At 50.3% G+C, this 14,005-nt stretch carries 11 protein-coding genes; 2 read left to right on the top strand and 9 right to left on the bottom strand.

The features are described from left to right. The first annotated feature begins 17 nt into the window (after positions 1–17). Both gabT and GA520_RS11805 read left to right on the top strand, forming a co-directional pair. Positions 18–1,328 (top strand): 4-aminobutyrate--2-oxoglutarate transaminase, encoded by a 1,311-nt coding sequence (gene gabT / locus GA520_RS11810; protein WP_163339890.1) that lies wholly within the window; start codon positions 18–20, stop codon positions 1,326–1,328. Positions 1,329–1,359: 31 nt separating this feature from the next. Next, complete coding sequence (locus GA520_RS11805) at positions 1,360–3,126, top strand: aldehyde ferredoxin oxidoreductase family protein (RefSeq protein ID WP_163339891.1); 1,767 nt, start codon at positions 1,360–1,362, stop codon at positions 3,124–3,126. Between the two features lie 110 nt (positions 3,127–3,236). On the opposite strand, the gene GA520_RS11800 is transcribed toward GA520_RS11805, so the two are convergent. From GA520_RS11800 to GA520_RS11760, 9 genes are all read right to left on the bottom strand, one after another. After that, positions 3,237–4,751, bottom strand: coding sequence for an ATP-binding protein (locus GA520_RS11800; RefSeq protein WP_163339892.1), 1,515 nt, complete (start codon positions 4,749–4,751; stop codon positions 3,237–3,239). A 92-nt stretch (positions 4,752–4,843) separates the two neighbouring features. Next, complete coding sequence (locus GA520_RS11795; protein ID WP_163339893.1) at positions 4,844–5,230, bottom strand: PleD family two-component system response regulator; 387 nt, start codon at positions 5,228–5,230, stop codon at positions 4,844–4,846. A 117-nt stretch (positions 5,231–5,347) separates the two neighbouring features. After that, positions 5,348–6,274 carry a methylenetetrahydrofolate reductase gene (locus GA520_RS11790; RefSeq protein WP_163339894.1) on the bottom strand — a complete coding sequence of 309 codons (927 nt, stop codon included), beginning with the start codon at positions 6,272–6,274 and terminating at the stop codon, positions 5,348–5,350. Continuing rightward, entirely contained in the window at positions 6,274–6,939 is a 666-nt protein-coding gene (locus tag GA520_RS11785) for a methylenetetrahydrofolate reductase C-terminal domain-containing protein (RefSeq protein WP_163339895.1), read from the bottom strand. Before GA520_RS11785 ends, GA520_RS11790 begins: the two co-directional genes overlap by 1 nt. Positions 6,940–6,943: 4 nt before the next feature. Next, positions 6,944–7,396: a hydrogenase iron-sulfur subunit gene (locus GA520_RS11780; protein WP_163339896.1), complete on the bottom strand. Its 453-nt coding sequence runs from the start codon at positions 7,394–7,396 to the stop codon at positions 6,944–6,946. Further along, positions 7,393–11,052, bottom strand: coding sequence for a 4Fe-4S binding protein (locus tag GA520_RS11775; RefSeq protein WP_163339897.1), 3,660 nt, complete (start codon positions 11,050–11,052; stop codon positions 7,393–7,395). The genes GA520_RS11780 and GA520_RS11775 overlap by 4 nt, the downstream gene beginning before the upstream one ends. Further along, the gene (locus tag GA520_RS11770; protein WP_163339898.1) at positions 11,049–11,909 is read right to left on the bottom strand and encodes a CoB--CoM heterodisulfide reductase iron-sulfur subunit B family protein; all 861 of its coding nucleotides are present in this window, start codon (positions 11,907–11,909) and stop codon (positions 11,049–11,051) included. Before GA520_RS11770 ends, GA520_RS11775 begins: the two co-directional genes overlap by 4 nt. After that, the gene (locus GA520_RS11765) at positions 11,906–12,469 is read right to left on the bottom strand and encodes a 4Fe-4S dicluster domain-containing protein (RefSeq protein WP_163339899.1); all 564 of its coding nucleotides are present in this window, start codon (positions 12,467–12,469) and stop codon (positions 11,906–11,908) included. The genes GA520_RS11770 and GA520_RS11765 overlap by 4 nt, the downstream gene beginning before the upstream one ends. Further along, positions 12,462–14,003 (bottom strand): PAS domain S-box protein, encoded by a 1,542-nt coding sequence (locus GA520_RS11760; RefSeq protein ID WP_163339900.1) that lies wholly within the window; start codon positions 14,001–14,003, stop codon positions 12,462–12,464. Before GA520_RS11760 ends, GA520_RS11765 begins: the two co-directional genes overlap by 8 nt. Positions 14,004–14,005: the final 2 nt, after the last annotated feature.

Raw genomic sequence — 14,005 nt, 5'->3', positions numbered from 1 at the left:
CTAATTAAGGGGATACCATGAGTTCAGCAACGAGTAACAGCGATCTCCATGATCGACGAGAGAAAGTCATTGCCAAAGGCAATATCAGCGGCACTACTTCCTATGTAGCAAAAGCCAGCGGCGCAATAATAGAGGATATCGAAGGGAGGGAAATTATCGATTTCGGTGGTGGTATTGCGGTAATGAACGTCGGCCACTCTCATCCTAAAGTCGTTAAGGCGATCCAGGACCAAGCCGCAAAATTCACCCATACATGTTTTATGGTTTCACCATATGAATCGGCAGTAAAATTGGCAGAGAAACTCTGTGATGCCGTGCCAGGTGACTCTCCCAAGGCAGCGATGTTCGCGAATAGTGGTGCTGAGGCTGTTGAAAATGCAGTTAAAATCGCAAGATATTATACAAAAAAACCTGCAATAATTTCTTTTGACAGTGGTTTTCACGGTCGAACCCTGTTGGGCATGTCCCTGACCTCCAAGATAAAACCATATAAATATGCGTTAGGGCCCTTTGCACCTGAAGTGTATAAAATGCCTTTTGCAAATTGCTACCGGTGTCAGTTCAATCAGGAATATCCGGGTTGTGATCTCGAATGTGCAAATCATCTGGAGCATGTCTTCACTAACGTTGTTGCCCCCGAGCAGACTGCAGCCATCATCGTTGAGCCGGTACAGGGGGAGGGGGGATTTATTGCACCACCAAAAGATTATTTCCAGCGGCTGAAATCGATATGCGAGAAATATGATGTCCTCTTTATTGCTGATGAGATTCAGACCGGAATAGGACGTACAGGTCATATGTTCGCAATGGAATATTATGGTGTTGAACCGGACATCACAACCAGTGCCAAAAGTCTTGCCGCCGGGATGCCATTAAGTGCAGTTATCGGTAAAAAAGAGATCATGGACTCTGTCCATCCTTCAGGAATAGGAGGGACCTATGGCGGCAACCCGTTATGCTGTGAAGCTGCCTTGGCAGTTTTTGATATAATTGAAAGCGAAAACCTCCTGCAAAGATCCGTTGAGCTCGGAGAAACCTTAGGCCGCAGGTTTAAGACTTTTCAGGAATCGTTCGATATTATCGGAGATGTACGTGGCCTGGGGCCGATGATTGCTCTTGAACTCGTAAAAGACAGGACGAAAAAAACACCGGCTGCAGACGAAACCAAGGCCCTTGTGAAATATTGTTTTGACCGCGGGCTGCTTATTCTCAGTTGCGGAACCTATGGGAATATCATAAGGTTTCTCATGCCACTTGTGATAACTGATGCACAACTCGAGAAAGGTTTGGCTATTGTAGAAGGTGGTTTGGCGGCTATCAGCAAGTAAGTCGTGTCAGTCAATTTATTGGGAGATGAAGATGTACGGATTCTATAATCGCATTTTGACGATTCAATTAACAACTCAGGAATATGTAATTGAAACTGTTAGCGATGATGTACTGGAGAAATGTCTGGGTGGTAAAGGTCTTGCCACTCATCTTCTCCTGGAGCGTAACCCGGCAGGAGTTGATCCTTTTGCCCAGGAGAATAACCTTATTGTTGCCACCGGGCCCTTTTGCGGTGGACGACTCTGGGGTGGCAGTCGCTACGGTGTGTACACTAAATCTCCCTTGACCGGCTATTACAGTGAATCTTATTCGGGCGGGAGAGTGCCCGAAGCAATCGATGCAACCGGTTTTGACGCCATCATTTTTACCGGTAAATCCGAGAAGCCGGTGGTACCGGTAATTACCCCCGAAGGTGTTGAGTTTAAGGATGGCTCTGCACTTTGGGGTATGGATACCTTTACCGCAGAGGCAGAAGCGATGAGCCGATTCGCATGCGATACTGCCACCTTTAGTAAGCGTGGTGCTATCGCCATAGGGCCTGCCGGGGAAAATCTTGTAAAATATGCAATTATTGCCAACGATAAATGGCGTTGCGCAGGCAGGACAGGCGTAGGGGCTGTACTTGGTTCGAAGCTGGTAAAAGCAGTGGTGTTCCAGGGTGACCGGAAAAGGGAGTACGCTGATATGGAGGGTGTTGCAAACTATGCTAAAAAGTTTGCCTCAGACAATCGTGAACACCCCGGGGTTAAGGCCTATAAAAAGATGGGCACCACCATGATGGTATCCCTGATGAATACAGTAGGAGCATTTCCGGCGAAATACTGGTCTCAGGGGTCTTGTGAGCATTGGGAGGACATCAGTGGGGAAAAGTTTCATGCTGAACACGATGTCAAGCCCCATGCATGTGCGAAATGCTTTATGGCCTGTGGCCGAATGGCCACCCTGAAAAAAGGAAGACATAAAGGGCTGAAACTCGAAGGGCCGGAATATGAAACAATCTATTCCTTCGGCGGCCTTTGCATGGTGGAGGATATGGGCGAGGTTGCCTGGCTCAATGACATCTGCGACCGGTTGGGCATGGATACGATTACTGCCGGGAACCTTTGTGGCCTGGTCATTGAAGCCGTATCACAGGGCCGTATAGAGTATGATATTGAGTATGGTAACGCCGACCAGATTGCTCAGTTGCTGCAAATGATTAACGATCGTGAAGGAATCGGTGAGGTGTTGGCTGATGGAATCCTCTCCGCCGCAAAGGAATGGGAGCTGGAAGATCTTGCCGTCCATGTAAAAGGGCTGGAACCTGCCGGATATGATCCACGCAAGTTGAAGGGGATGGGGTTGACCTTTGGAACATCACCTCGGGGGGCATGTCATCTGCGGACTACTTTTTATAAGCCTGAATTGTCAGGGCTGATACCCCCGGAGCGGGTAAACGAAAAGGCCGTGATGCTGATAGATTATGAAGACCGTTTGAATATCTTTGACACCCTGACCCTTTGTCGCTTCTACAGAGACCTCTACAGTTGGGAAGAACTCGTTGAATCGCTCAGGTTGGTTACGGGCCAGCCCATTACCAAGGAGGGGTTGCAGGAAATTGCCCGGCATATCCTGCATATGACACGTATGTTCAATATCGGTGAAGGCTTGACGGTGGAGCAGGATAGATTGCCGAAACGCCTGTATAAAGAGGTCCTCCCGGAGGGCGGCTCTTTACCGGAAGACGAAATGGAATATATGCTGCAAGACTATTACCTTTTGAGAGGGTGGAGCAAGGAGGGTATTCCAGTAAGCTGAAATGCCCTGTACGCGGCCTGTTGATTGTCTCAATCTTCTGTGCACTGATCAGGTTTATGCACCAGGAGTGTAAAACTGTTTCCTGCCCGGATGGCAAAAGATGAGAGACGTTACGTTTTCACAGCCGCACTATCCAATGCTTCAGGGGAATCGGTCGTATTCATGAGTATTGGGAAACTCAAGGTGAATGTTGTTCCTTTTTCCAGTTCAGATTGCACATCGATATATCCCTGATGGGCCTCGACAACTTCCTTAACCAGGGAAAGACCGAGACCGGAACCGGTTATGTGACGAGTGGCTTTTCCCTTCACCCTGAAAAATCGATCGAAAATGTGTGGGAGATCATCCTGACTGATGCCGATCCCGGAGTCCTTGACAACAAGGTTAACAAAACCTCCTTTTACGTTGGTGGAAATAGTAACCTTACCGCCATCGGGGGTGTATTTAACGGCATTGGAAATGATATTCATGAAGGCGGTTCGTATGTGGTCGTAATCGACGTTAAAGATCCAGTCCTCCTCACATGGTTCGTAGCTGAGTTCTATTTGCCTGCTCTCTGTCTGGTGGCTTATGATATCCAGGATGGTATCAAGGATCTCATGCCCCCTGACCGGTTCAAGTTGAAATTCAACCGTGCCGCTTTCCATCTTCGAGAGGTTCAGGAGGTTGTCTATCATCTGTAACAGGTCCTTGGTGCGGATCGTCATTCGTGTATGCATTTTGTTGCAGGCCTGTTCTGCTTCGTATTTACAACCCACCTGGAGTGCATAGATCATCTGCTCGATGGAGGCGAGGGGAGACTTGAGTTCGTGGGCAACCATGGCCACGAAATCAGACTTCATTCTGTCAATTTCCTTATGGGTGCTGATATCCTCAAAAACAGTTACAGAACCGATCACCTTCCCGTTCTCTGCTGTAACAGGAGCACAATGAGCGCGCAGGTATTTGCGTGAGATGGCTCCTGGTGGAAAATCACGGGTGACAACAACTGATTTCTCCATGGCCTGTTGAACCATGGATGAGGCGGAGTCATCGAGTATCGAATGTGAGAAGAGCTTGCCGATAAATGGGTCCGTCTGGATCTCGAGTATTTTTATGGCCGCGGGATTATGATGAACAACGATGCTTTGCTTGTCGGTGATGACAACTGCTTCAACCATACAGCCGAATACCGTTTTTAACCGGCTTTGCTCGTTCTCGATGGCGGTCAGGCTTAAGGAGTGTTCTTCACGTAAGCGCTTGGCCTCTTCTTCTAGCTGAATACGTTCTGTTGCCCGTCCTACTACTATACGAATATAATCAGGTGTAAACGGTTTGCCTACAAAGTCGAATGCCCCCTGTTTCATTGCGGAGACAGCTTTAGAAACTGTGGCAAAACCGGTGATGACAACCACCTCGATGGCGGGACGGTTTTCCTTTATCCATTCCAGTACTCCGAATCCGTCTATACCCGGCATCATAAGATCGAGGAGAACGATTTTGTAGTCATCCTCCTGAAGCATCTCGATACCTTTTTCGCCGTTCTCAGCTTTGGCTACATTATAACCACGACCTCTAAGAGCTCTTTGGACACCCTCACGAATTACTTCCTCATCATCAATTATGAGTACACGAATGTCTTTCATAGTTCTCTCACGTTAAAAAATCATGGCTACAGTGGTTCCCCTTTCACGCAGTCGAAACTGCGAGAAAGGAGGAGTCTCGGGGCAACTATCTCTTATTTCAGCCAGCTTTTGATAAGTCCCAGTAATTCCTGAGGATCGACCGGTTTGGGCATATAATCCTCTGCCTCACTCTCCAGCATATCCCGGTGGGAATATTTACTGGTCGTCACCCTGTCGGCGACTGCCGTCAATAAAATAATCGGGATTTCCCTGGTTGCCGGATCGGTCTTTAATTTTGCGCAGGCTGCATGGCCGTCCATATTCGGCATCATGACGTCAAGAACGATCAGGTCAGGTTTCTCTTCGGCGACGGCATCAAGACCCTCCTGCCCATCGTAAGCGACACGAACGTTGTAGCCGCCATTCTCAACAATAACCCTGACAGCTTCAACAAAATCAGGATCATCGTCTACAAGCAGAATGTTCTTTTTCTCTTCCATGTTATTCCTCCTGGTTATCACATCGTGTTAATGTGTTTTTGCCTCTTTGAGCATCCTAAATTGGTTTCTCGTTTATTGTGCTACGTGTCAGTATTGGCATTTAGATACATGGTTGGGTCAGTCGACTTGCGGTCTGGGCAGTAGCCCGGCTCCACCGATAATTTCTTCGAGTTTTTCTTCCCATTCGATGGCCATGACATGGGCTCCGGCTATGCCTTCCATCTCTTTGAGTTCATGGATCTGTTCAATGCACATCTCAATACCTTTTGCAGCCTGTTTTTCTTTGGGCTCATCGGCGATACGTTTAATGACATCGTCAGGGATATCCATGCCTGCCACAAACTTTTTCATGAACTTGGCCATACCGGCGGACTTGAGCGGGGTGACTCCTGCCAGGATTTTTACTCGCTCGTGCAGCCCTTCCTTTTTGGCATCTTCCATATATTGCTTGAATTTATCCATATTGTAGATGCACTGAGTCTGCACAAAATCGGCACCAGCATCCGCCTTGAGTTTAAACCGGGGGACACGTATTTCATAGGGGTCGGCAAACGGATTAACCGCACAACCGATATAGAATTTAGGCGCTCCCTGCAGCTTTTCACCTGATGGGAAGAGACCTTCATCCCTCATAACCTTGACCATGTGAATCAGTTGCATTGAGTCGATATCAAATACATTTTTCGCCTGCGGGTCATCCCCGAATTTCTGGTGATCGCCGGAAAGACAGAGGAGGTTTCTTACACCCATTGCAGAAGCTCCGAGAAGGTCCGATTGCAGGGCGATCCTGTTGCGGTCCCTTACCACCATCTGGATGAGCGGTTCTGTCCCCGATTCCTTCACCAGCAGGCACCCGGCTAACGAGCTCATTCGTACAACCGAGGTCTGGTTGTCAGTAATATTGCACGCGTCAACATTGCCCTTCACAAAAGCCGCCTTCTCCCTGACGATATCAGGATCTGCGCCGCGCGGTGGACCACATTCAGCCGTTACCGCAAAATGACCTGCTTCCAGAACTTTTTCCAGATTGCTTCCTGATTTCATCAGACCATGTCCTCCCTGATTATGCGGCGCGGGCCGCCGTCCCTGGATGTTGACCATCCTTTATAGGGTTTTAATTTGCCGTAATTGTCCATCTGGTCAAGTGATTTGAGTCGGTCGACGATCAGTTGCCAGCCGCAGGGAACATCTTGTGCTACTTCACATTTTCCTTTTACTGAACCGCCGCAGGGGCCGTGAAAGAGTGACTTGGCACAGCGGCTCACCGGACAGATTCCCCCGGTCAGGTGCAGTACGCAGTCACCACATCCCTGGCAACGCTCTGCCCACTCACCCTGCCGTTCGGTAACGCCGAGAAAGCCGGTGTTAATACCTGGCAGGATGGGGGTCTTGTCATAGGTTTCGGCCAGGAACTGGATACCGGCGCCGCAGGCGATAGAAAGCACCGCATCGTAATCTTCGACATAAGGGCGCATCAGTTCAAGGTATTCAGGATCGCACTGCCGTTCCAGGCAGACTTCTTTTATTTCCAGATTCTTGCCGTCAGCCTCACGGGCCAGTCGAAGTGTAGATGAGAGTACCTGAACTTCCTTTTGCCCACCAACCCTGCAGACGGTGACACAACCAAAACAACCGGCGACCACAATCCGGTCGTAGGGCTCCACCATTTCCAGTATTTCTTCTGTCGGTTTCGGTGTTCCGGTGATCATTGCGTTATGCCTCCTGAGGAACGGGTTTTGTTTGCGGGTTGCGTATCTGGTTAATCCTGCTCGGGCCGAGTTCATCGATATGATCGGCGAACTCGTTGGCATAGGCGGCAAATTTAGCACCTTCTCCGGCGCTGAGGTTATACATACGTAACCGCTCGCCACCCATGTTTATATCATCAAGAATTTTTATAACTCTCTCTACTCTCGCCTTGGCGCGGAGGTTGCCGTTTATATAGTGGCAATCCCCTTCAAGGCAGCCGATGACCATTACACCGTCTGCGCCCCCCTCAAAAGCTTGCAGAATCACTGCTTCCTCGATCCTGCCTGTACAGGGCAGCATGACAATAGAGATGGATGGAGGGTATGGTCGTCGTTCCGAACCTGCCAGGTCCGCAGCTGAATACGCTCAATGACGGCAGGCGAAGGCGACGATCTTGTTGTCAACTGTTTCTGTCATTGCACTTCCTCCTTCATGTCAGCCTGTTGTGTGTCTTCCGGGTGAATTTTGGCAAACAGGTTGGCGTCGTTATATCTACCGAGGTAAATTGTCTTAGCGGGGCATTCTGCAACGCAGATGCCGCACCCCTGGCAGAGGGCCGGGTTGATTTCGGCGGTGTGTTCCTCATTAATAAATGGAACACCATACGGACAGGCTCGGACACAGGTCAGGCAGACCGCACAATTTTGAGGCTCGACCCTGGACACCACCGCCGACATGGTGAGCTTGGCCTGGGTAAGGATGGTCATGGCCCTGGCAACAGAGGCCTGGGCCTGTGAGATGGTTTCAGGTATGTTTTTCGGGCCGTGTGCCGTACCTGCCATAAAAAGTCCTTCTCCTGGCAGATCGACGGGGCGCAGCTTGGCATGGGCCTCGATAAAGAAACCGTGTCGGTTTCGGGTGCAACGCAGCATGGATGAGAGCTCATCCGTTTCCCTCGGTTTCAGTCCTGTGGAAAGCACCAGCAGGTCGGTTGAGAGGTTGATATCCATGCGGATTGAAGGGTCGTACAGACTGATGTCGATACATTCATCTTCAAAACTGCATTGAGGCATGTTGTTTTCTAAATCGTAGCGGATGAAATTGACACCGCTCTGCCGTGCCCTGCGATAATCGAGTTCAGAGAGCCCATAGCAACGCATGTCGCGGTACAATATGTCTATCCTGCATTCGGGGTTAAGAGCTTTTAGGGTGAGGCTGTTTTTCACCGCCTGGTTGCAGCAGACGCGTGAGCAGTAATCCTGATAATCCGGGTCCCTGGAGCCGACACACTGGATCATCGTGATACTCCGGAACCTGGATACAAGTTCAGGATCGTCGGCCATCATCCGTTCGAATTCGGATTGGGTCATGACATTTTCTGCAGTACCGAGATTATAGAGGTCTGGTCTGTTCTCCTCAGCACCGGTGGTCAGGATGACTGCTCCGTGCTTGAGGGTTCGGGGAGCGCCCGCAGGAGTGATAATTTCTGTTTCAAAACAGCCGACAAAACCGGAATGTTCCACTACTGCGGAACTGGTGTAAACCTTTATCCTCTCGTGCTGTTCAACCTCGCGAATCAGTTGACCAATATAGTTTTGGACAGGCTCACCGGCGGTCGTTCGGCGGAGAGTGTTAAGATTACCGCCCAGTATCGGCTCCCGTTCTATCAGGAAAACGTTGCAGCCCTGGAAGGCTGCTTCAAGCGCTGCTGTCATTCCGGCGATACCGCCGCCGATAACGAGCAGCCTTGTATCCACATCAAATTCCATTTCATGCAGCGGTTCTGCTTTGCTTGCATTGGCAATAGCCATTTTGGTCAGCCGTTTGGCCTTTTCTGTGGCCTTGTCCGGATCGTTTGGATGGACCCAACTGCATTGATCCCGGATATTGGCCATGTCGAAAAAGTACTTATTCAAACCTGCCTGCCTGAGTGTTGACATGAAAAGTGGTTCATGGGTCGTGGGCGAACAGGCGGAAACGATGATGCGGTTAAGCCTGTTTTCTTTAATGATCTCCCGCATCCTCTCCTGAGCATCCTGCGAGCAGGTGTAGAGAGGTTTATCTACATAAACCACATTGGGCAGGGTGCTGGCGTATTGCATAACCGCCTCGACATCGACAACGGAGGCGATATTGGTACCGCAGTGACAGATAAATACACCAATACGCAACCCATCTTCGGCTGGTGGTACCAGTTCTTCGGGTAGTACTTCCTGGGTAATGAGACTGTTGCGTACCGTGGCCAGGGAAGCGGAAGCGGCCTCGGCCGCACCGGATGCCTCGCTGACTGTTTCCGGAATATCCTTAGGCCCATTAAAGGCACCACTCACGAATATTCCGGATCTTGAGGCAGCCAGTGGCTTGAAGGTATCGGTGACTGCAAATCCGTAGCTGTCGGTCTGTATTTGGAGCAGCCCTGCCATCTTTTTGCTCGATTCACTTATCTGGATACCAACCGAGAGCACCACCATGTCAAAAAGTTCCTGCTGCCTGTTGCCCTCTTCGTCAAGATAGCGTAATTCGAGGTTGCCGGTCTGCGGGTCTTCGAACACCCGGCTGATCATGCCGCGAATATAGCGTACGTTGTTTTCCTTGGCGCGGGTGACATAATCATCGAAATTCTTGCCGAACGAACGCATATCGATATAGAAAATGGTTGGCTCGATCTCTTTATCATGCTCACGTGCGATGTACGCCTCTTTGGTGGCGTACATGCAACAGACGGAAGAACAGTATTCCCGGGAACAGGAGTGATCCCGGGAACCGACACACTGTATCCAGGCAATTTTTTTGGGGTGACCTCCGTCACCAGGTCTTTGGACTGTGCCAGATGTAGGACCGGAGGCGGAAAGTAAACGCTCGAATTCAATACTGGTAACAACGTTGGCGTAATCGCCGTAACCGAATTCACGCCGCAGTTTCGGATCCGACACCTCGAATCCCGGAGAATATATCACCGATCCGACCGCGATAGTTTTTTCAATGACCCTGTCTTCATAGTCGATGGCGCCGACTCCGCAGATGGAGGCGCAGAGACCGCAGTTGCCGGTATTGAGGTGGATGCAGCTCTTCGCATCTATTGTCGGCACGCGGGGTACAGCCTGGGGATAGTGGATGTTGACAGGTTTGCGTCCGCCTAGTCCTTCGTTGAATTCATCAAGCAGGGGAGTTGCCTGCCTGTTGCTTACTGCATCGATAGACAGATAATCAACGGGACATACTGAGATACAGGAGCCACAGACCTGGCAGATATCGACACCCGCTTCAATCCCGTTTTCGTGAATCTTCAGCGCGTTAATGCCCATGACCTCCTTGCACATAAGGGTACAGAGACCGCACCGGATACAACTGTCGTGGCGAGTATCACCTCGATCCTTGCGTATGGCTTCTGACCGGGCTACCAGTGCGGCACCCATCGATTTGTCAAGGTCCGGGGCATTGGTAATAGTAATCGCGGAAAATTTGGCAGGGCAGGCACTGAAGCAGGCGCTGCAACTGGTGCATTTTTCCTGATCAATGACCGCAACGGCTTTTTTTTCCCAGGTTATAGCATTCTGGAGACAAGCCTTATAACAGAGTCCACACTTGCCGCAGGCCTCCTGATCTACCGTAAAGGTCCAGCCGCAAGTATTGAGTGGGGTTGGGGGAGAGTTGCCGGTGATTACGGATTTTATCTTGGCCTTTGGAAATTTCCCCTTCTTCTCTTCGTTTTCGATTTCAGGGAAAAATGACTGGAAGGTTACCGGGCAGTTCAGCTCGCACAAACCGCAGCCTGTACATTTCGCAATATCGACATAGCGGGCACGACAACTGATTCTGGCGGTGAAGTTGCCTTCCGTACCGCTGAATCCGACCAACTCGGAATGGGTTAAGAGCTCAATATTCTTGTGTCGACCAACCTCTACCAGTTTGGGTGATACGATACACATGGAGCAGTCGTTGGTCGGAAAGGTCTTATCCAACTGGGCCATCTTGCCCCCGATGGCCGGTGAACTCTCCACCAGATAGACCTTGAAACCGCTTTCTGCGAGATCAAGTGCCGACTGCATGCCGCTGATACCACCGCCGATGACAAGCACACCGCCTGTCGGTTGTTTCGATTTGTTATCGACAATGTGTTCGGTAAGACTCATGAACCGTCCTCCCTGATAATTTTGGCTTCGGAAAGATGCTGTTCAAGTATACTGGCCGGAACCAGGTGCAGGTTTTGCTGTTTGCTCGGATATTCGCCACGCAAGGCTGCAATAATAAGTTCGGTAGCGTAATAGACCGGCAGGTAGCTGTCCGATACTCCGAGTTGCCTGCTCTCAACATTGGCCTGGCACATGGGGCAATCTGTCACCATGGCTGTAGCATTACCGCGTTTGGCGGCTTCCACGATGTCACCAACAAGTTTTTCGGCGATATCGGGTCGTGTCATGGTCAGGCTTCCGGAGCAACATTCAGTCCTGTGCGACCAATTGACCGGGGAGGCCCCTACGGCCGTGACGATATCCTCAAGGGTGGTCGGCATCTCGTGATCGGGGGCATCGGTAATATGTGGCGGACGAAGGGAGAGACAACCGTAATAACAGGCCACGTTAAGGTCTTCAACTGTCTTTTTTACATTGCTGCGGATACGTTCCAGCACCTCAGGGCGGGACAGGAACGAAGAGATATGGAGAAGCTCGAATTTCGGTTCGTAGTGGTTGACATCCCAATAATAGCAATCTTCCTTTAACGCCTTGTCCGCAGCTTTTAATCGCTGGTAACAGGCGGGACAGGGTACCAGGATATCCTCCTCCCTGTCACCGACCAGTTCGAGATTACGCATGGGAAGCCGCATGGCTACTTCCTGGTTGGTCATGTGGGCTGACGAGGCTCCACAGCAATTCCAGTCAGCTATTTCGATCAGTTCAATATCGAGGAAGGTGCAAATTTCAACAATCGTTTCATTATAGTCACGGGCGCTGCTGGAAAGCGAGCAACCGGGGTAGTATGCCATTTTCATCGTTCATACTCCTTTCCTTTGCCTTCGAATATCTCCTTGATATCGGATTTTCCATCGATCGAGTGCGGGAAGAGGCTGAGCTTACCTTTCGAAAACATCGACATGCCAAGCTTCATGTCGCCCATCAGATCGCCGGAACGTATCTTATATGCACCCAGCATACCTATCTCGTATGTGCGGCCCCAACGTTTCACTGACTCCAGAAAGGAGAGATGAAACTGCGGGATTCGCGGCTGGGCAGGAACCACTCCTTTGCGCAGGGCAAGCTCACGCAGGATGTCCATCAACCTGGTTATGTTGATATCATTGGGGCACCTCGTGGCGCAAGTGTCGCAGGCCGCACACAACCAGATGGTATTGCTGGCAAGCAGGGGCTCCTCCATGCCGTATGCTGCGAGCCGAACAACCTCCATGGTCTTCAGGTCGAAAAACTCCGCTACCGGGCAGCCTGATGAGCAGCGGCCGCATTGGTAGCAGGACTGCACATCGACCTTTTGTTCCTCAAGTTTACGAAGGAGTTTCCTGTTGCCCTTGACCGGTGAAATTGCGGTGCTATTCATGTTCTTCTCCAGCGGGAATTTCCGGAACTGCAGGAAAACGGAGCGCGAAAGTTGTTCCGGAGGCGGATGATTCCGCAACGCGAATGGTTCCCTTATGTTCCTTTACAATTGCATACGATACGGAGAGGCCGAGTCCTGTGCCTTCTCCCGGCTTTTTGGTTGTGTAGAACGGATCGAAAATCTTCTCTTTGTTATCGGCCTGGATCCCCGGACCGGTATCCGTTATAAGTATCTCAGCAAGCTCGTTATTGGCCCTGTTTCGGCTGGTGATAGTAAGTGTCCCCCCCTTATCCATCACCTGGACACCATTAACGATGATGTTCATCATGACCTGATTGAGACGGATGGCATTGCCGAAAATGAGGGCCAGTTGGTTGTCGAGTTGAAGCCGCACGTCGATATTGTGAAATATCGGCTGATTCTTGAGGACTCCCAACGTTTTCTGGATGATGTCGTTGAGGTTTATCAGCTCCATCTCGTAGCTGGTCTGGTGCGAGAATTCAAGCAGGTCGGCGACAATGACCTTACATCTTTCCGCTTCCCTGATGATAGTTCGTAAGTCTTCCTGTATCGGGTGATCTTCACCGAGGTCCTCAAGGGCCATATTGGCATAAAGCATTATGCCGGACATCGGGTTGTTAATCTCGTGGGCGACACCGGCGGCGAGCCTGCCCAGTCCGGCCATTTTTTCAGATTGCATCAGCATCTGGTGGGTCTGCTCCAGGTCTTCTTCGATTTTCTGCATGGCCCGAAGATCGGTGAAAATGCCGTATGTTGCGATTTCCTGCTCTCTGTCGTAGATGATGCCACCTGAGAAACTGACTGGTATTAACTGCCCGGTCTTATGAATGACGGACAGTTCCTGGTGTCGCAGCTTACCTTTTCCCCCATAGTTGTCACTTCGCATGCGTTTGATAACTTCGTAGGCGATGCCTTCCTTGTACAGCCGGGTCACATGAAAGCCGGAAAGTGTCTCCTGTTCGGTATAGCCGAGCAACGATTGGGCTCCCTGATTGAAGAGGATGAGGTTCCCCTTCATGTCTGCTGCGATAATGCCGTCGACCGAAGAGTCAATAAGGTTGTGGAAGAAGACGTTTCTTCTGCGCAGTTCCTGCTCAAGCAATTTCAGGTGGGTTATGTCTATCAGGTAGAGGATGTAGTAGTCCGGCCGGGAGGCGGGGTAAACAAAGGCGACATCTAGTATTCGTTTATCATTATTGCCTGATTTACGGTCTATTTCCTGACGAAAGCGTGACTGGGTTTTTTCCTGGGCAGATTGAAGGGAGTCGTCAATGAGGTCGAACAATGTCTCATGTCTTGGCGAGAGCAGTTCCTTAATTGAGCTCGAAACCAGTTTCTCGTAAGGATAATCGAGAAACGTTCCGGCAGCAGGGTTGGCAAATACAATTTCGTGATTGAGGTTCACGACCATGACACCGTTGGGGGTCTCTTCTAATATCTGGTAGAGATACCCTGTGATCTTACGGTTATCAGGTATGCCCTGGTCTTTATGGTTATTGGTCACGGTCGGCATAT

Source organism: Desulfopila sp. IMCC35008, assembly GCF_010646885.2.
Taxonomy (GTDB): domain Bacteria; phylum Desulfobacterota; class Desulfobulbia; order Desulfobulbales; family Desulfocapsaceae; genus Desulfopila.
Note: the sequence above shows the minus strand (reverse complement) of the source record. Positions and strands in the feature narration are given on the sequence as shown.

Coding starts and splice junctions, on each gene's coding strand:
- gabT (WP_163339890.1), top strand. CDS start 18: ATGAGTTCAGCAACGAGTAACAGCGATCTCCATGATCGACGAGAGAAA.
- GA520_RS11805 (WP_163339891.1), top strand. CDS start 1,360: ATGTACGGATTCTATAATCGCATTTTGACGATTCAATTAACAACTCAG.
- GA520_RS11800 (WP_163339892.1), bottom strand. CDS start 4,751: ATGAAAGACATTCGTGTACTCATAATTGATGATGAGGAAGTAATTCGT.
- GA520_RS11795 (WP_163339893.1), bottom strand. CDS start 5,230: ATGGAAGAGAAAAAGAACATTCTGCTTGTAGACGATGATCCTGATTTT.
- GA520_RS11790 (WP_163339894.1), bottom strand. CDS start 6,274: ATGAAATCAGGAAGCAATCTGGAAAAAGTTCTGGAAGCAGGTCATTTT.
- GA520_RS11785 (WP_163339895.1), bottom strand. CDS start 6,939: ATGATCACCGGAACACCGAAACCGACAGAAGAAATACTGGAAATGGTG.
- GA520_RS11775 (WP_163339897.1), bottom strand. CDS start 11,052: ATGAGTCTTACCGAACACATTGTCGATAACAAATCGAAACAACCGACA.
- GA520_RS11770 (WP_163339898.1), bottom strand. CDS start 11,909: ATGAAAATGGCATACTACCCCGGTTGCTCGCTTTCCAGCAGCGCCCGT.
- GA520_RS11765 (WP_163339899.1), bottom strand. CDS start 12,469: ATGAATAGCACCGCAATTTCACCGGTCAAGGGCAACAGGAAACTCCTT.
- GA520_RS11760 (WP_163339900.1), bottom strand. CDS start 14,003: ATGCCGACCGTGACCAATAACCATAAAGACCAGGGCATACCTGATAAC.